The following is a 17,294-nucleotide window of genomic DNA, read 5'->3' as shown; positions in this document are numbered from 1 at the left end:
AATGACCGACATTTCTCGTAACGATAATCAATTGATGTCCCTGGATGACGACACACTGCATGAAGAGTGCGGTGTGTTTGGCATTTTGGGGCATCCCGACGCCGCGACCCTGACCGCGCTTGGGCTGCACGCCCTGCAGCATCGCGGCCAGGAAGCAGCCGGTATCGTCTCCTATGACGGGAAACAGTTTTGTTCGGAACGCCGTATGGGTCTCGTCGGGGACCACTACACCAATCCGGCAACCCTTGCACAACTGCCCGGCGACCGGGCGATCGGCCATGTACGCTATTCGACCACCGGCGACACGGTTCTGCGCAACGTGCAGCCGCTTCTGGCCGAACTTGAGGTCGGCGGCATCGCCATTGCCCACAATGGCAATTTCACCAACGGCCTCACCCTGCGCCGCCAGCTGATAGCCGATGGCGCCATCTGCCAGTCCAATTCCGATACGGAAGTCGTATTGCATCTTATTGCTCGTTCACGCCACGCCTCATCCAGCGATCGCTTCATCGACGCGATCCGCCAGATGGAAGGCGGTTATGCGATGCTCGCCCTCACCCGCACCAAGCTCATCGCTGCGCGTGACCCGATCGGCATTCGCCCGCTCGTCATGGGTGAACTCGATGGCAAGCCGATTTTTGCTTCCGAAACCTGCGCGCTCGACATTATCGGTGCGAAGTTCGTCCGCGATATCGAAAACGGCGAAGTGGTGGTCTGTGAAATCCAGGCTGATGGCTCGATCAGCATCGATACATACAAGCCGCAGAACCCGAAGCGCGAACGGCTTTGCTTGTTTGAATACGTTTACTTCGCCCGTCCGGACTCGGTCGTCGGTGGGCGCAATGTCTACACTGCCCGTAAGAACATGGGCATCAACCTTGCCAAGGAAGCACCACTCGAAGCCGATGTGGTGGTTCCAGTTCCGGATGGGGGAACTCCAGCGGCCATTGGCTTTGCCCAGGCAAGCGGTATTCCCTTCGAGCTTGGCATCATTCGCAACCATTATGTCGGCCGCACATTCATTGAGCCAACCCAATCGATCCGCGCCTTCGGCGTAAAGCTGAAGCATTCGGCTAATCGTGCCGTCATTGAAGGCAAACGCGTTGTGCTTGTGGATGATTCCATCGTGCGCGGTACGACTTCGGTCAAGATCGTGCAGATGATACGCGATGCAGGTGCGAGTGAAGTTCACATCCGCGTTGCCAGTCCGATGATCTTCCATCCGGATTTCTACGGCATCGACACCCCCGATGCGGACAAGCTTCTGGCCAACCAGTATGCGGATCTTGATGCGATGTGCGATTATATCGGTGCGGATTCCCTGGCATTCCTGTCCATCGATGGGCTTTACAAGGCCGTCAGCGGGGCTCCCCGCGATCCGCGCTCACCGCTTTTCACCGATCACTATTTCACTGGCGATTATCCGACGCGGCTTCTCGACAAGGATGGGGCGAGTAACGTTCGCCAGTTCTCGCTTCTCGCAAATAACGGTTGAGTTCACTCTATGATTTCTGACGGCAGTTTTCGGCTGGACGGCAAGCTTGCGCTTGTCACCGGCGCATCCCGTGGCATTGGCTATTCGCTTTCCAAAGAACTCGCTGCACGCGGCGCCCACGTCATTGCCGTCGCCCGCACGGTGGGCGGGCTTGAGGAACTCGACGACGAAATCAAGGCAGCAGGCGGAACCGCAACGCTGGTTCCCTTGGATCTCACTGACATGCCCGCCATCGACCGGCTTGGCGGTTCCATCCATGAGCGCTGGGGCAAGCTTGACATCATGGTCGCCAATGCGGGCATTCTCGGAACGATTTCGCCAATCGGACATGTGGAGGCGAAAGTCTTCGACCGGTTGATGGCAATTAATGTCACGAGCGTCTGGCGCCTGATCCGCACCACTGATCCGCTCCTCAAGCTGTCTGACGCTGGGCGCGCCATCCTGCTAACGTCGAGCGTGGCACATACTGCTCGTGCCTATTGGGGACCCTACGCCGCTTCCAAGGCCGCTGTGGAAGTGATGGCGCGGACCTGGGCCGAGGAATCGCAACAGACGCGCCTGTGCATCAATTCCGTCGACCCCGGGGCAACCCGGACCGCCATGCGCGCGCAGGCTATGCCGGGCGAAGATCCTGAGACCTTGCCCACGCCGGCGGAAGTCGCCGCAAAGATCGTCCTGCTTTGCGATCCAGCCTTGGATGTGACCGGCACGCTTTACGACGTGCGCGACGACAGATTGCTGAGCTATAACGACCCGAGCTAACCAACGAGGCGGATGATCTTTTCCGCCTTCTCGTTTGCGACAGAAGCCCGGCCACGCCACGCCTTCGGGCTCATGCCGGTCACACGCAGGAACTCGCGATTGAAATTCGACTTCGTCTGAAAGCCGGCATCGAACATGATCCGCGTGATCGGTTCGTATGTGTCGGCGAGCGAGCGACAAGCTTCCCTCACCCTGTAATCATTAACATATTGCGAAACGCTCATCGACTTGACGCGGTTGACCGCACTCGATACTTGCCGGGCCGATAGGCCCATTTTCCGGGCAAGCCGGTTGAGATTGAGATCGACATCGCGATAGAGCGTTCGCGATTGCATCAGATCGTCGAGAGAGGCTGCTATTTGCGTATCCTCAGCACTTGGTTGGCTTGTGCTCTCGTTGTCCTCGACCTCAACGTCAGCCGATGACTGGTTGGTACCCGCCACAGTTGCCGCTGCACCCAAAACCAGCAAAGCAAGCACGTTGCCAATGGCGACAATCTGGCCGGAATGAATGCCGCCGGACTGCGCGAAGTCGAGGCTGATAATGACATCGATCACCGCCGAGGCAGCGATGGCGAAAGCTGTAACCTGCAACGCGCGATGTGAGTTGATAACGCCATCGAGGCGCGACGCGGCAAGAGCATCGGGACCCGCCGCTGCCAGCCATGTAAGCGCAACGCCATAGCCCGCAAAGATCAGAATGAGCACGAGAGAGATTGGTGCGGGCCAGAACGCGACCAGTGCCGCCACAAGCAATGGCGGCAGCGCGTGCAGCCACAATAGAGGCCGCTTTAAGGGAGAGCGCCCGGTACGCAAGCCCTCGAAGCTGAGCCAGGCCAGCGATGCTATAGCGGCTGCAAGCACGGCCTGGACCGGCAACACTTCCCTAAGATCGTAGCCCCAACGCAGACCAATGACAATCGATTGCAGGGCGTAGGCAGCAATCAGGCTAAAGAAAAACGGATTCGAAACAGTCACTTCCCGCCGTCTGATCATCTGGATCAGAAGGATGAAAAGCAGCAACGCAACGACAAAGGGCAACGGAACAAAGATCATCGTCAAGAGCCATGTAATTCGGAACGTTACTATGTTCTGAATTGCGATCGCGGACGACCTGAAATGCAATCGAGGTCGAAAATACCGGCACTATCCCGCTTCTTGAGGCAGCGCTGACAATGGCGCTGAATCTCAGGAGAACATGATGCCCGGTTTTTTCGCTTCATTGATATTGATTCTAACCACACTCACGCCCGTTGCGGCCAGTGCCGAGCCAAGCAAGCCGCTCGACAACATCAAAACGGTCGCCATAACGGGTGAGGCAAGCCGCGTCGAGTTCACCACCACGGACACGCAGCCCTACGCAGCAATTATCTCCGGCAACCGATCGGGCTGGTTTTCGAACTGGTATTCGAGCTGGTTTTCGAACGCGTGCGAAACAGATACGACAACGGAAGTGAAAGATCAGACATTGCTGATCCACGTTGCGGAATCGCCTCTGATAAGTCTTTCCGATTGCGAAGTGCGCATTAACGTCAATCTGCCGAAGAACGGCGATATCAACATCCAGCAGCAAGCGCTTTACGCAAAATTGTCCGGCGAGTATCGCAGCATTACCGTCAGCGGCAATGCCGCCGATTTCTCTCTGGACGGCTATGCATCAAGCCTCGACATCAAGGGCGATGCAGTCCGCAGCGACATGCGGTTCGACCGGACGAACCACAGCGAGACGATCCGGCTGGATTCGCATGCCTTGGACGCAAGCTTCAGCTTCGTCAAGGATACGCCCATCAGCTACGTGATCGATGCCAAGGCCTCGTTCATCGACAGCAAGCGCGAAAGCACGCCCGGGGCAAAACCGTCAATCGAGATCAGGAGCGAGTATGTCCGCGCCACGATCCGGTAGCGCCTTCAATCATCATCAACGACATCCAAATGAGGGATCAATCATGAAAATTCTCAAGCTCGCAGCAGTCCTTGCCATTGCTGCTTTTAGCACGTTTCAACCAGCGCACGCCGCAGGTCTCAAATTCATCGAGGTGCCTTCCAACGATCGTGAACCAGTTCTGACGGCTACCGTCTGGTACCCATGTGTTGGCAAACCGACAAGGGTAGAAATCGGCTTTGACTATTCGACCGCTGTCCAAGACTGCCCACTCACAGGTGAAAAACGTCCGCTCATCGTGATCTCGCATGGTGTAGGAGGTTGGTCGGGCAACTATCATGCACTTGCTGAAATGCTTGCCGATGCAGGATTTGTAGTCGCGGCCATCAATCATCCACGGGATAGCGGCCAATCGAAAACGAGAGATCTGAACGATATAGCCTCCATGACCCAGCGCCCTGTCGACATGACAAGGCTGGTCGATTTCATGCTGGACGGCTGGTCAAACGCATCGCAGATCGATCCGGCGCGAATCGGCGTTTTCGGGTTTTCAAGAGGCGGCTTCACTGGCCTCGCCATGATTGGCGGCAACCCCGACTGGAAATTGCTGCTTGATAATTGCCCGACCTACCCGGGAAACCGCTTTTGCGACCAAATTCGCCGCTCGGCAATTGCGCCTTTGGTAGGTGATCCGCGGATCAAAGCTGCGGTATTGGTCGACCCCGCGGGCGGCAGCCTATTTACCGCCGAAGGCTTGGGGAAAGTAACGGTTCCTGTCCAGTTATGGGCATCCGAATATGGTGGAGACGGTTTATCACCCAAAGATGCCGCAACGGTTGCGCATAACCTGCCTGCCAAGCCAGACTATCGCATCGTGCCGAACTCTGGTCATTTCTCTTTTCTTCCACCGTGCAGCCAGGAATTCGCGAAACTCGTGGGAAACTCCGGTGAGCCTGAGCTGTGCACCGACATGGCAGGCTTTGATCGGGTTGCTTTTCACAAGCAGTTCAACGCGGAAATCCTGGCCTTCTTCCGCAAAAATCTGATCGAAGCCGAGCAGTGAAAGCAGATTGGTTCCGAAATCAGGAAGGGGTTTCGGAACCAGCACTTTCAGTATTTGCCAAAGCGGCGCGATCTGCTGCTTCGTAGCGCTTCCATGCCCTTGCACTGAACGGTAGTGTGATGAAGAAGGCGATTGTTGTAAGCGTCAGCGTTTGCCACGTGTAGCTCATCAGGAATGCCACGTAGACCACGATGAACAGGAATGTGGGCATGACCCAGTCCGAACGCAGCCTCGTTCCTGCGGCCTTGCCACTGTAGACCGGCAGGCGGCTGATCATCAGCACTGCGACACCGACGGTATAGGCTGCGGCGGCAAAGGCGATCGCGCGCGTTGGCGCGAGACCCAGAAAGCCGAGATAGACCGGTAGCATGACGAGCATGGCTCCTGCCGGAGCCGGTACGCCGGTGAAAAAATTGTTCTGCCAGAGCGGCTTGCCGACGACGTCTAGCATCACGTTGAAGCGCGCCAAACGCAGGCAACATGCGATGCAATACAGCAGTGCAGCTATCCAGCCGAAGGAGCGCGCCTGATCCAGCATATAGGCGTAGAGGACCAGCGCCGGAGCGACACCGAAATTGACGATGTCGGCCAGCGAATCCATCTGTGCGCCGAATTTAGTGGAGCCCTTCATCATACGGGCGATGCGTCCGTCGATCCCGTCGAGAAATGCCGCGAGGAGCACCATGGACACTGCCAGTTCGAAACGATTCTCGAACGCCAGCCGGATACCCGTCAGTCCGGCGCAGATGGCCAGAACGGTAATGACATTGGGCGCGAGATATCGCATGGGAATGCGCCGGCCAACCGGTCCGGCAGTCTGCGGCTTCTCGTCAAACAATGGATCGACTTCGGTCTCGGTCATGCGCCCTGCCTCAACTGATCCGGACCAACGGAGCGCTTGCCGCGCCACCGAATTCGGCGATGACGGATTCGCCGCCGACCGCAGTCTGGCCGATCGCAACGCGCGGCGTAAAGCCCTGCGGCAGATAAACATCGACGCGAGAGCCAAAGCGGATGAGACCGAACCGCTCGCCGATCGAAATGGCAGTGTTTTCGTCGGCCCAGCAGACAATGCGGCGCGCTATAAGCCCGGCAATCTGCACGACGGCGATCTCACCATTTGGACCGTCAATCAAAAGGCTGTTGCGCTCATTCTCAGTGCTGGCCTTGTCGAGGTCGGCGTTCAGGAACTTGCCCGGCTTGTGCACGATCGTTGTTATTCGGCCGCGCACCGGGGCGCGGTTGATGTGGCAGGAAAAGACATTCATGAACACGGATATCCGGGTCATCTCCTTGTCGCCAAGACCAAGCTCGCGCGGCGGGATGGCGGGCCCCACAGCCGACACGATGCCATCTGCCGGACTGATCACCAGCTTGTCATCGGTCGGGGTCACGCGCTGCGGGTCACGATAGAAGTAAATGCACCAAGCAGTGAGGATGAGACCGATCCAGAACAGCGGTTCCCAAAAATAGCCGAGGACGATCGTCGCTACGGCAAAACCGGCGATGAAGGGGTACCCCTCCCGATGGACAGGTACCAAGGTGTTGCGTATGGAATCGACAAGACTCATTAATTTATTCCTGGTTGTGCCCGCAGCTCATCGTCCATGAAGCGGCGAGCGCTCCAAGACAAGTCGCGCGTTACTTATCGGAGATTGGCAGCTGGAGCAAACCATTCAAGCGGGCATAGCGGGCTTTCCACGCACGATAACGCCAAGGTCGTCTTCCTCCTGTACGCGGCGCAAACGCTCCTCAGCTTCCGTAGCCTCGCGTTGACGATTCCACATGGAGGCATAGAGGCCCCTCTTGGCCAAAAGTTTCGCATGGGTGCCGCGCTCGGCGATAACTCCATCTTTCAGGACAATAATGTCATCCGCACCGATGATGGTTGAAAGCCGATGAGCGATAACCAATGTCGTGCGGTTGCGACTGACAAGATCAAGCGCGGACTGAATCTCATGCTCGGTGGCGCTATCGAGCGCTGATGTCGCCTCATCCAGGATCAGAATAGGCGGAGCTTTCAAAATCGTTCTTGCAATCGCCACGCGCTGCTTTTCGCCGCCGGAAAGCTTGAGTCCGCGCTCTCCCACCATGGCGTCGTAGCCTTCGGGCAACGTTTCAATAAAAGGTCCTATCTGTGCAAGCTCCGCCGCATTGCGCATCTCGGCCTCCGTCGAAGTGATGCGACCGTAGCGGATATTATAGGCGATGGTGTCGTTGAAGAGGACAGTATCTTGCGGAACCATGCCGATAGCCGATCGCAAGCTGTCTTGCGTCACGTCACGGATATCCTGGCCGTCGATGGTGATCGAGCCTTTCTGGATGTCGTAAAAGCGGAACAGCAGGCGCGACAGGGTAGATTTTCCCGCACCGGAAGGCCCAACAATCGCTACGGTCTTGCCTGCGGGAACCTCAAAGCTGACGCCTTTCAGGATCGGGCGCTTCGGATCATAGGCGAACTGTACGTTGTCGAAACGCACGGCCCCGCGGTCGATCACCAGCGGCTTGGCATCCGGCCTGTCCATCACTTCCTGCTCGACATCGAGCAGGTCGAACATCTGCTCGATGTCCGTCAGACCCTGACGCACTTCGCGATAAATAAAGCCGATAAAGTTGAGCGGAACGGACAACTGCATCAGCATTGCATTAATGAAGACAAAATCCCCCAATGTCTGCGTACCCGCAATCACCTCCCTGCCCGACATGATCATCATGACCGCCATGCCGATGCCGAAAATCACCGCCTGTCCAAAGTTGAGCCAGCCAAGCGACGTCCAGATGCGTGTCGCCGAAATCTCATAGCGCGCCATGGCAGCATCAAAACGGCCGGCCTCCATATTCTCATTGCCGAAATATTTGACAGTTTCATAGTTGAGCAGCGAGTCGATTGCCTTGGAGTTGGCGTCCGTGTCAGAGGCGTTCATGTCCCGGCGAATGCCGATGCGCCAATCACTGGCTCTTACCGTGAACCATGTGTAGAGCCACACGGTCGCCACCACGACTGCCAAATAGGACATTCCGTATGTCACGGCGAAAATCACCGCCGTCATCAGGAACTCGATGATCGTCGGCGCTGTATTCAAGATGGTGAAGCGAACGATGGTTTCGATGCCCTTCGTTCCGCGTTCGATGATGCGCGAAAGACCGCCGGTACGGCGTTCGACGTGGAAGCGCAGCGACAATTCGTGCATATGTATGAAGGTCTTATAGGCAAGCTTTCGTACGGCATATTGGCCGACGCTGGCAAAGAGTGCATCGCGCAGCTGGTTTAAACCCGCCTGCACGATACGTGCTGCATTATAAGCTGCCACCAGCATGAGAGGACCGACGAGAAGTGCCGGCACCAGATCAGATGCCTCGAATTTCCCGTTCAAGGCATTCGTCGCCCATTTGAAGAAATAAGGAACGAGGATCAGGACCACCTTCGAGATGATCAGATACACGGAAGCCCAGACGACCCGCATTCTTAAATCAGGGCGTTCCATCGGCCACATATAAGGCCAGAGGTTACGAATGGTCTGAAGGGTTTTTCCAGACTCGTCTGAGACGGTTTTATTGGCCACTGTCAATCCTTGAAGGCAATTTCGAGTTCGGGCAACGCTTGCGTTTCCCCGATGATTGTTTCTGGTGAGCAGCAAAGGCGGGCCATGTCGTTCACGAGTGCGGCTATACTGGCAAACGCTGCCGGATCGATGCTGTAATGAGAGCTCTGGCCGGACTGCTTGTAGCGGACAAGACCGGCATCGACGAGAACCTTCAAATGCTGCGATACGGTCGATTGTGCCAGATCAAGCCCGGCGACGATATCCTTGCAACACGAAGCATCAAGGCATGCGAGCTGGCGGATAATGCGCAAGCGCGCTGGATGTGCCAACGCGGCAAGTATGCGCGCTGAATTGGCATCAGAATGATGTTGGAACGAGCCCGTGCATTTCATCGTTCATCGGCGATAAACGATATAATTTTCTGATGCAAGGAGAAATTGCGATTCTTTTTTTCGAAAACGGGCGTTAACAGCCCGTCTTTTCTATTGAACTAAAGGTTTATCTTTTTCTGGCAATGCGAAGATCTGCCCGGGGTAAATCATGTCCGGATTGCGGATCTGTTCCTTGTTAGCCAAATAGATAGTGGTGTAGCGCATGCCAGCACCATAGGTACGGCGTGAAATCTGCCAAAGACTGTCACCACGGCGGATGATCACCGATCCATCGACGTTCTGCAGTGGCGTGCCGGCTTCAGCGACTTGCGGCGCCTGTCCGTCGGTTTGTGGTACAATCGCACCAGTCTCGGTCTGCGTATCGGCACCAGGAGTTGCCTGTGCGACAGCCGAGACACGCTCGCCAGCCTCGCGCTTGAACGGAACCGCGGCTCTGGCCACGACCGTCACGCCATCCTTGCCCAGCATATCAGCACGGATGATATAGTCACCGACAGCCAGCTGCTGAACAGTCTGTACCAAAAACCGGCCATTAGGTGCTGTTTTTGTCGTTCCAAGCAGAGTGGAATTTGCGTAGACCTTTACCGCGGAGCCCGCTTGGGCATTACCAGCGACGAAAATCTTGCTGCCTTCAAGCTCGACAGCCTCGACCGTGATCAACGCTTTCTCTGCGGGAGCGATGCCCGGCTTGTTACCCTTGGGTGCAGCAACTGTTGTTGGCTGGGTGGATGAAGGTGCGGGTTCCACCGGCTCGGGCTTTGTAATCATACGGCTTGGCTGGCCGGATTGTTCAACAAGAGCCAACACCTGACCAGTCTTTGACTCTGGAATGGAAACTATCGCCGTCTCAAGTGAAGTCATGGCGCTGCCGTCTTGTGTTGTCGAACGCAAGACAAGCTGGTAGTCGCCCGGCTTCAGCGGATTATCCAGCGCGATAACAAAATCACCATTCTCAGCCGATTTGGTCGTGCCGATGACGCTTGAACGCGATAAAAGGTCAACCGTCGCATTTTTTGCGGCGTTGCCGGCGATGACGATAGTGCCTGAGGGATCGACGCGTAGAACATCGAAAGTAGGCGCGCCATTATTTGCCGTCGCTGGCGGCGGAGTCGAAACCTGTCCGGAAGCAACTTCTGTATCCGGTACGGTTGTCAGGGACTGAATTTGAGGTTCGGAATTTGCCGAGGGCGCTGCAGGCTGTGTCTGCACCGTTCCGCTCATCACAGGAGCCGGTTGCTCCAAAACGGGCTTGCCCGGCATCAAGCCAACATAGGCCGCAACCAGACCAGCAGCAACGACAGTACCAAATCCCAAAAGCGCAAATTTATTCTCGAACATCGTTCCCCGATCCTATTGTTCCTTTTGCTCTACCGTCTTTTCTGCCAAGCTACAAGAAAACCCTTTAGATTCAGACCCATTCTTTCGACGTATCCATAAAGCCGGCGTATGAAACTTTTGTCTCGCATTTGTACCGACTTGACGTTTTGTGATGTGCAAGGCACCACTCATTGTATGAGCAAGATTCGATCCATTTGTGTCTACTGCGGCTCCTCGCCGGGCCGCGACCCGATTTACAAACAAAGCGGCAAGCTTCTCGGCCAAACAATTGCTGAGCATGGGCTTGAGCTCGTCTATGGTGGCGGCACCAAAGGCATTATGGGCGCAGTTGCAGACGGAGTCATGTCTGCGGGTGGCAAAGTCACAGGAATTATTCCTAAATTCCTGATGAACAAAGAGGCCACCGAACACGCGCTTGGCCAGCTTTCAGAGCTTATTGTTACTGAAGACATGCATGAGCGCAAGCATAAGATGTTCGAGCGTTCGGACGCGTTCGTTACCTTGCCCGGCGGTATCGGCACTGTGGAAGAGATCGTCGAGATCATGACGTGGGCGCAACTCGGCCGTCATCGGAAGCCTATGGTCTTCGCCAACATCAACGGATTTTGGAATCCGATGCTGGCCCTCATCGAGCACATGAAAGCCGAGGGTTTCGTGCACACGTCACATTTGGTCAATCCGCTTGTGGTAGAGAAGCCGGAGGATATCGTACCCGCCATCCTCAACGCTGCTGCACGAGGTGACCGGGAAGGCAATGAAGCAATCATAGAGCGGCTGTAGCAAGCAGAAGGGATCTCATGGCGGACAATATTACCCCCGATCCCCCAAGCAACGCCCCCCTCATCCAAAGTGATGAGTTTGTCATCGCCCACAGCTTCCGCGACGACGGCACACTATTGCCATCCGCACATGCCGGAGCAGCAGAAAGTGCGTGGGTTTGGAAAAGCTACGGCCTTGCCGATGCGCGGGCAAGGCGCAATCTCGAAACCGACGAAAGCCTGCCGGAAGTTGTGCGGGAAGCATTCCTCTCTCCCGGCGACCAGTATCAGATCACCTATGAAGAGGGTTGGCTTTATGGTGAATTGCCGGATTTGCAGCACAAGCACTATGGCGATCCGCGGGAGCTTGGTTACTTTCGCTTCGCTTTCAACGAACGCTTCTTCATCAGCGGACGCCGTCACCCCCTTCAATCCGTCGACGATGTACGTCAGGCTATTCTCGGCGGCAAGGTAAAGCCGAAATCGCCGATCGCGCTGTTCAACGCCATCTTCCGGCGTTTTCTCGATCTTCTAAAAATAGAGATCACCAAACTCTCGGAAACCCTGGATTCCATCGAGGATCATATCGTCGGCGAGAACTGGCAGGGCGAGCGGGAACGTCTCGTGCCTGTCCGGCGTCAGATCGTTGTGTTTCACCGCTATCTCACGGCGGCGACAGGTCTATTCCGTCATATTGATCACGCCGATCGCCGGGTTTTTCCCGAAGAATTGGACGATCTGATCGAAGGCTTGTCGCGCCGCGCGGAAACGTTGCATGCGGAAGGTGAACAACTGCAGCAGCGGGCACGCCTGCTTCAGGACGAACTCCTGGCGAAACTGACGGATCAGTCAAACCGGTTTCTATATGTCCTGTCGGTGATGACCGCGGTCCTTTTGCCGAGCACTGTCATAAGCGGCCTTTTCGGCATGAATACCGGTGGACTGCCGCTTGCGGAAAGTACACATGGATTCTGGCTTATTACTGCCTTGGCACTCGGTATTTCCGGTATGGTCTATCTCGTCGTGAGAAAGATCGGCGGATCGCGAAACTAATGCGCCGGTGCCAATCGCAGCTTTCGCGCCTCATACACCATTGACCAGGTGTAGATCGCAAGGGCTGACCAGATCAGACCGAATGCAATGAGCTGTACATGCGAGAACGGCTCGTCGAAGACAAAGATTGCAATGAAGAACACGATCGTCGGCGCAATATATTGCATCAAACCAATGGTCGTATAGCGCAGGAGCTTGGCGCCAAGGGCATAGAAGATAAGCGGCACAGCGGTTGCAAGCCCTGCAAACAGCAACAAACCCGTGTCGTGCGGCGCGCCATTGGTGAAGTGGCTGGTGTTCTGCGTCAGGGTCCAAGCAATGAAACCGAGCGAGGGAACGGAAAGTATTAGAACCTCGAGCGTGAAACCCTGGATGGCACCGATCGGCAAGGTTTTGCGAAAGAAACCATAAAAGCCAAAGCTGAACGCGAGGACGAGTGAAATCCACGGGAGACCACCGGACGACACCGTCAACAGAATGACCGCGCATGCTGCCAAAGCTATGGCAACCATTTGCGCCTTCGAAAGGCGTTCGGACAGGAAGATGCCACCAAGGACCACATTCACCAGCGGATTGATGTAATAGCCCAGCGCTGTATCTACAGTGTGATTATTGCCGATGGCCCAGACGTACGTGCCCCAGTTCACGGTGATCAGACTGGCGGTCAATATAGCCATCGCCAGCATGCGCGGGGTCGTGAAGGCGACCCTCAGATCGCCAAGCAACCCAAGCCACCAAAGCAGTACGACGGCAATGGGAACCGACCAGACAATACGGTGGGCCACCACTTCCAGCGCTGGTATATGCGCGACCGATTTCAAATAGAATGGCAGGATGCCCCACAACAGATAAGCACAAAGGGCAAAAATAAAGCCCTTCTTTCCATCCGACATTCCAACGAAAGCATCGGATGTCGAATGGTTACCGGCTACGGCTCGATTGCTATCGATTTGTTGGGTCATGGTGCGAAGTCGTAGTCCGCGCGCGGCATGCCGTCTATTAAATTCGACTGATCAATCGATCAAGTCGTTTGATGTTTTCGCACAATTTTGGGACATATCGTCCCTAAAACTACAGAAAACTCTCTATTCGGCCGCTATTTTTCCCGCCAAATCCCGATTTTTCATCAATTTATAGACGATGGAATCCATTAGCGCCTGGAAGGACGCGTCGATGATATTGTCCGAAACACCGACCGTCCACCAGCGCACATTGCTGGAATCGGTCGACTCGACGAGCACGCGGGTGATGGCCTCGGTGCCGCCGTTCAATATCCGCACCTTGAAATCCGCTAGCACCAGATCAGCGATCTCGTCCTGATATCGGCCCATGTCCTTGCGCAACGCCAGATCGAGTGCGTTGACCGGTCCATGCCCCTCAGCGACGGACATCCGCGTCTCACCATCGACCTCCATACGGACAACGGCCTCCGAGACGGTCTTGATGTTGCCATTTGCATCGAAGCGCCGCTCGACCATGCAGCGGAAGGAGTCGACTTTGAAGAACTCGGGGACAGTGCCGAGCGTCTGTCGCGCCAAGAGCTCAAAACTGGCATCAGCGCCTTCATAGGCGTAGCCCTCGGACTCATGTTCCTTGACCAGCGCGATCAGCGTATCGAGCCTCGGATCCGACTTGGCCACCGGAATGCCGCGACGTTCAAGTTCATTGATGAAATTCGATTTGCCCCCTTGGTCCGAAACCATGACCTTGCGACGATTGCCGACCGTTTCCGGTGGTACATGTTCATAAGTTGCCGGTTCCTTGATCAGGGCTGACGCATGAATGCCGGCCTTGGTTGCAAATGCCGACGCGCCGACGAACGCACCCTGCGCATTGGGTGCGCGGTTGAGCAATTCGTCGAAACTGCGCGACAGGCGGGAAAGCCCTTGGAGTTTCTCGAGGCCGATGCCGGTTTCGAAACGGTTCGCCCAACTCGGTTTCAGCATCAGTGTCGGGATGATCGTCACCAGATTGGCGTTACCGCAACGCTCACCGATACCGTTGAGTGTGCCTTGCACATGGCGGACACCCGCATCGATCGCAGCAAGCGAGTTGGCGACTGCCTGCTCCGTATCATTATGGGCGTGGATGCCGAGATGGTTGCCGGGGATGTGTTTCGTCACGGCACGGACGATTTCGGTGACTTCCGCGGGCTGCGTGCCGCCGTTGGTATCGCACAGCACGACCCAGCGGGCTCCTGCACTGTAGGCGGTCTTGGCGCAGGCGAGCGCGTATTCCGGGTTAGCCTTATAGCCATCGAAGAAGTGCTCGCAATCGACGATGGCTTCCTTGCCTGCCTCAACTGCAGTACGAACGGAAGCATCGATGGACTCAAGGTTCTCTTCATTCGTGCAGCCGAGCGCTACGCGAACATGATAGTCCCAGCTTTTGGCGACAAAGCATATGGTGTCAGCTGGCGAACGGATGAGTGCTGCAAGTCCGGGATCATTGGAGGCCGAGACGCCGGCGCGTTTGGTCATGCCGAAAGCTGCGAATTTTGCATGCTTCGTACGCTTTTCGGCGAAGAAGGCGGTGTCGGTCGGGTTCGCTCCCGGATAGCCGCCCTCGACATAGTCGAAGCCAAACTCATCCAGCATGGATGCAATGACTTTCTTGTCCTCAACTGAAAAGTCGATACCAGGCGTCTGTTGGCCATCGCGCAATGTCGTGTCGAAGAGATAGATCCGTTCTTTTGTCACTCGCCCGCCTCCCCTCGCGACCCCAATAGCGGCCACTGTTCCGTGTCATGGTCGGGGTGCTGATAGGATATCATCGTTTTGAGGAATTCCACCGATTCCGCGTCGCTGTCAGATGTGTATCCGGGGAGTTTTGACAGATCATCAACGTAAGGCAGTTTGTCTTCGACGCCCCACTGAAGGGTGGGCGCCAATTCTTCAGGTTCATCGAATGCACCGATAGCAAGTGCCACACCGTCCGGTGCTTCATAGGTCAACGGGGTTCCGCAGTTCGCGCAAAAACCCCGCTTGACGTGATTAGACGATTGAAACCGCTTGGGCTCGCCCCGTGTCCACTCAAAATCCGTGCCGCGCACTGATGTCAGGGGCGCGAAAAAGTTGCCGAAGGCCTTTTGGCACATGCGGCAATGACAGATCGATGCGTCACCGAGTGCACCCTCCACGCGAAAGCGGATCGCACCGCATTGGCAACCGCCAGTGTAGACGGGCTTGTTATCCAGACTCATCGCTTTATCTCCCAGGTCGTGACACGTTCGCCGGTAGCGGGATCTTTTCCGTCCTTCAATTGAACGCCCTTTTCCAGCAACTCATCGCGGATGCGGTCGGCCTCAGGGAAACTCTTGGCTGCAAGCAAAGAGAGGCGATTGCGGATCTTGGCTTCGATTTCATTCTCGAGCTCGCGTGAGACGCTTTCTACGCTCAGATCAATGCCTAGCAGCGCGAACACAGCACGATACGCCTCAGGATCGAGGACGCGCGACTTCCTGATCGACGCCAGCCAATTGACAAGGCCTGGCGTTGCGAGGTCGTCCGACAGGATATCGACAGCCTCATCCGGAACGACACCAACGCCGGCATCGCCCACATATTCGCGAGCTTTGGCGAGGATGTTCTCTGCCTCCTCCAGCTTTCTGACACTGAAATCGATCGGCTCGCGATAGTTGGTCATGAGCATGCCAAGGCGCAGCACTTCCCCCGGCCATTTACGGCCACCGAAGGTGTCAGTCGCCAGCAATTCATGGATCGTCACGAAATTACCGGTGCTTTTGGCCATTTTCTGGCCCTCAACCTGCAGGAAGCCGTTGTGCATCCAGACATTGGCCATCCGGTCGGTGCCAAAGGCGCAGCAGGACTGGGCGAGCTCGTTTTCATGGTGAGGGAACACCAGATCGATGCCACCGGCGTGGATGTCGAAAATGTTCTTCATCGGATCGTCGCATTGCAACCCGCCACCAAATGGCTCAAGCAGCTTCGCCATCGACATGGCCGAGCACTCGATATGCCAGCCCGGGCGACCGAGACCATCGATACCCGCAGGCGACGGCCAGCCCGGCTCCCCTTCCTTGGAGGGCTTCCACAGAACGAAATCCATCTCGTCTCGTTTGTAAGAGGCAACGTCGACGCGCGCACCGGCAATCATGTCGTCAGATGATCGGCGGGAGAGCAATCCGTAGCGGGGGCCTTTGGCGGCATTCATCGCCGATGGGGAAAACAAGACGTGACTGTCGGCCACATAGGCGACGCCACGCTCGACGAGGCGATCGATCATCGCCGCCATTTCAGCAATATATTCGGTCGCGCGTGGTTGAGACGAAGGCTGCAGATTGCCGAGCGCTGCCACATCCGCCTGGAATTGCTCGTTCGTTGCTTCGGTGACCTTGCCGATCGCTTCATTCAAAGGCAGGTCCGGATAGTCGCGGGCGGCGCGAGCGTTGATCTTGTCGTCGACGTCGGTGATGTTGCGAACGTAGTTCACATGGCTTTCGCCATAGATATGACGAAGCAACCGAAACAACACGTCGAAGACGATAACCGGCCGGGCATTACCGATGTGCGCATAGTCATAGACGGTCGGGCCGCAGACATACATGCGCACATTATTCGGATCGATCGGCACAAAGGTCTCCTTCGTGCGCGTGAGCGTGTTGTACAGCTTCAGTACCTGCGGCATGTCCTGGATCTCAAAATTCGGGGTTCATCGTCAAAACGCATATCATCGCGCTGGTCTGGCGACCGGTGCGTTTTGCATCTTTATCAGGATTTTTGAGACGAAAACGGCCGGGCCAGCGAGCGCTAGCTGATAATAATCCGACAGGTAATAATAATCGTTACGGGCGACGTTTTCATGCGGGCATTTATGATCGAGTGCGGGCAAATCGTCAAGCGCTCCCGCCAAAGACGCGGTGTTGCATTTTTGCCGACTTTACGATGGTTAATCCAAATTAACCGAATAGCCCAAAATCCTCCCGGAAAGTGCCTTCTTTCCGGCCAATTTGAACGGGAATCCTGATGCCTTAGACTTTAGGGGAAT

Annotated in this window: 16 protein-coding genes; 6 read left to right on the top strand and 10 right to left on the bottom strand. The window is 56.1% G+C overall.

All coding sequences use genetic code 11. The features are described 5' to 3' along the window. Window position 1 precedes the first annotated feature (1 nt). On the top strand, window positions 2–1,495 hold the full coding sequence (gene purF, locus PHA01_RS04005) for an amidophosphoribosyltransferase (RefSeq protein ID WP_271893489.1): 1,494 nt from the start codon (window positions 2–4) through the stop codon (window positions 1,493–1,495). A 9-nt stretch (window positions 1,496–1,504) separates the two neighbouring features. Further along, entirely contained in the window at window positions 1,505–2,257 is a 753-nt protein-coding gene (locus tag PHA01_RS04000; RefSeq protein WP_271893488.1) for an SDR family NAD(P)-dependent oxidoreductase, read from the top strand. On the opposite strand, the gene PHA01_RS03995 is transcribed toward PHA01_RS04000, so the two are convergent. Then, window positions 2,254–3,312: a helix-turn-helix domain-containing protein gene (locus PHA01_RS03995; protein ID WP_271893486.1), complete on the bottom strand. Its 1,059-nt coding sequence runs from the start codon at window positions 3,310–3,312 to the stop codon at window positions 2,254–2,256. The genes PHA01_RS04000 and PHA01_RS03995 overlap by 4 nt on opposite strands. Before the next feature lie 145 nt (window positions 3,313–3,457). Between PHA01_RS03995 and PHA01_RS03990 the strand changes: the two genes are divergently transcribed. Continuing rightward, window positions 3,458–4,159 (top strand): hypothetical protein, encoded by a 702-nt coding sequence (locus PHA01_RS03990; protein ID WP_271893485.1) that lies wholly within the window; start codon window positions 3,458–3,460, stop codon window positions 4,157–4,159. A 43-nt stretch (window positions 4,160–4,202) separates the two neighbouring features. Next, the gene (locus tag PHA01_RS03985; protein WP_271893484.1) at window positions 4,203–5,201 is read left to right on the top strand and encodes an alpha/beta hydrolase family protein; all 999 of its coding nucleotides are present in this window, start codon (window positions 4,203–4,205) and stop codon (window positions 5,199–5,201) included. A gap of 19 nt (window positions 5,202–5,220) precedes the next feature. On the opposite strand, the gene pssA is transcribed toward PHA01_RS03985, so the two are convergent. From pssA to PHA01_RS03960, 5 genes are all read right to left on the bottom strand, one after another. Beyond that, window positions 5,221–6,063: a CDP-diacylglycerol--serine O-phosphatidyltransferase gene (gene pssA, locus PHA01_RS03980; protein ID WP_417020895.1), complete on the bottom strand. Its 843-nt coding sequence runs from the start codon at window positions 6,061–6,063 to the stop codon at window positions 5,221–5,223. 10 nt (window positions 6,064–6,073) lie between these two features. Further along, window positions 6,074–6,772 carry a phosphatidylserine decarboxylase gene (locus PHA01_RS03975; protein ID WP_271893483.1) on the bottom strand — a complete coding sequence of 233 codons (699 nt, stop codon included), beginning with the start codon at window positions 6,770–6,772 and terminating at the stop codon, window positions 6,074–6,076. A gap of 105 nt (window positions 6,773–6,877) precedes the next feature. Next, window positions 6,878–8,764 (bottom strand): ABCB family ABC transporter ATP-binding protein/permease, encoded by a 1,887-nt coding sequence (locus PHA01_RS03970; RefSeq protein WP_417020894.1) that lies wholly within the window; start codon window positions 8,762–8,764, stop codon window positions 6,878–6,880. Between the two features lie 2 nt (window positions 8,765–8,766). Beyond that, a complete protein-coding gene (locus tag PHA01_RS03965) occupies window positions 8,767–9,138 on the bottom strand; it encodes an ArsR/SmtB family transcription factor (protein ID WP_271893482.1) in 372 nt (123 codons plus the stop codon). Window positions 9,139–9,228: 90 nt separating this feature from the next. Beyond that, window positions 9,229–10,476 carry a LysM peptidoglycan-binding domain-containing protein gene (locus PHA01_RS03960; RefSeq protein ID WP_271893480.1) on the bottom strand — a complete coding sequence of 416 codons (1,248 nt, stop codon included), beginning with the start codon at window positions 10,474–10,476 and terminating at the stop codon, window positions 9,229–9,231. Window positions 10,477–10,650: 174 nt separating this feature from the next. Here PHA01_RS03960 and PHA01_RS03955 point away from each other — a divergent pair, with 174 nt between their 5' ends. Beyond that, entirely contained in the window at window positions 10,651–11,256 is a 606-nt protein-coding gene (locus PHA01_RS03955; protein ID WP_112527829.1) for an LOG family protein, read from the top strand. A gap of 17 nt (window positions 11,257–11,273) precedes the next feature. Next, window positions 11,274–12,287: a CorA family divalent cation transporter gene (locus PHA01_RS03950; protein WP_271893477.1), complete on the top strand. Its 1,014-nt coding sequence runs from the start codon at window positions 11,274–11,276 to the stop codon at window positions 12,285–12,287. Here PHA01_RS03950 and rarD read toward each other — a convergent pair. The 4 genes from rarD to cysS form a co-directional block, all read right to left on the bottom strand. Then, window positions 12,284–13,180, bottom strand: a complete 897-nt coding sequence (gene rarD / locus PHA01_RS03945; RefSeq protein WP_162701878.1) for an EamA family transporter RarD — start codon at window positions 13,178–13,180, stop codon at window positions 12,284–12,286. The genes PHA01_RS03950 and rarD overlap by 4 nt on opposite strands. Before the next feature lie 192 nt (window positions 13,181–13,372). Further along, a complete protein-coding gene (gene cimA, locus PHA01_RS03940; protein WP_271893475.1) occupies window positions 13,373–14,986 on the bottom strand; it encodes a citramalate synthase in 1,614 nt (537 codons plus the stop codon). After that, the gene (locus PHA01_RS03935) at window positions 14,983–15,489 is read right to left on the bottom strand and encodes a GFA family protein (protein WP_271893474.1); all 507 of its coding nucleotides are present in this window, start codon (window positions 15,487–15,489) and stop codon (window positions 14,983–14,985) included. The genes cimA and PHA01_RS03935 overlap by 4 nt, the downstream gene beginning before the upstream one ends. Next, window positions 15,486–16,934 carry a cysteine--tRNA ligase gene (gene cysS / locus PHA01_RS03930; RefSeq protein ID WP_271893472.1) on the bottom strand — a complete coding sequence of 483 codons (1,449 nt, stop codon included), beginning with the start codon at window positions 16,932–16,934 and terminating at the stop codon, window positions 15,486–15,488. Before cysS ends, PHA01_RS03935 begins: the two co-directional genes overlap by 4 nt. Window positions 16,935–17,294: the final 360 nt, after the last annotated feature.

Source organism: Candidatus Phyllobacterium onerii, from assembly GCF_028331445.1.
GTDB classification, from domain to species: domain Bacteria; phylum Pseudomonadota; class Alphaproteobacteria; order Rhizobiales; family Rhizobiaceae; genus Phyllobacterium; species Phyllobacterium onerii.
The sequence above is the reverse complement of the archived record's forward strand: the minus strand, read 5'-3'. Positions and strand labels throughout refer to the sequence as shown.

Excerpts from the sequence above, each read along its gene's own strand:
- purF (WP_271893489.1), top strand. The coding sequence starts at position 2 with ATGACCGACATTTCTCGTAACGATAATCAATTGATGTCCCTGGATGAC.
- PHA01_RS04000 (WP_271893488.1), top strand. The coding sequence starts at position 1,505 with ATGATTTCTGACGGCAGTTTTCGGCTGGACGGCAAGCTTGCGCTTGTC.
- PHA01_RS03995 (WP_271893486.1), bottom strand. The coding sequence starts at position 3,312 with ATGATCTTTGTTCCGTTGCCCTTTGTCGTTGCGTTGCTGCTTTTCATC.
- PHA01_RS03990 (WP_271893485.1), top strand. The coding sequence starts at position 3,458 with ATGCCCGGTTTTTTCGCTTCATTGATATTGATTCTAACCACACTCACG.
- PHA01_RS03985 (WP_271893484.1), top strand. The coding sequence starts at position 4,203 with ATGAAAATTCTCAAGCTCGCAGCAGTCCTTGCCATTGCTGCTTTTAGC.
- pssA (WP_417020895.1), bottom strand. The coding sequence starts at position 6,063 with ATGACCGAGACCGAAGTCGATCCATTGTTTGACGAGAAGCCGCAGACT.
- PHA01_RS03975 (WP_271893483.1), bottom strand. The coding sequence starts at position 6,772 with ATGAGTCTTGTCGATTCCATACGCAACACCTTGGTACCTGTCCATCGG.
- PHA01_RS03965 (WP_271893482.1), bottom strand. The coding sequence starts at position 9,138 with ATGAAATGCACGGGCTCGTTCCAACATCATTCTGATGCCAATTCAGCG.
- PHA01_RS03960 (WP_271893480.1), bottom strand. The coding sequence starts at position 10,476 with ATGTTCGAGAATAAATTTGCGCTTTTGGGATTTGGTACTGTCGTTGCT.
- PHA01_RS03955 (WP_112527829.1), top strand. The coding sequence starts at position 10,651 with ATGAGCAAGATTCGATCCATTTGTGTCTACTGCGGCTCCTCGCCGGGC.
- PHA01_RS03950 (WP_271893477.1), top strand. The coding sequence starts at position 11,274 with ATGGCGGACAATATTACCCCCGATCCCCCAAGCAACGCCCCCCTCATC.
- rarD (WP_162701878.1), bottom strand. The coding sequence starts at position 13,180 with ATGTCGGATGGAAAGAAGGGCTTTATTTTTGCCCTTTGTGCTTATCTG.
- PHA01_RS03935 (WP_271893474.1), bottom strand. The coding sequence starts at position 15,489 with ATGAGTCTGGATAACAAGCCCGTCTACACTGGCGGTTGCCAATGCGGT.
- cysS (WP_271893472.1), bottom strand. The coding sequence starts at position 16,934 with ATGCCGCAGGTACTGAAGCTGTACAACACGCTCACGCGCACGAAGGAG.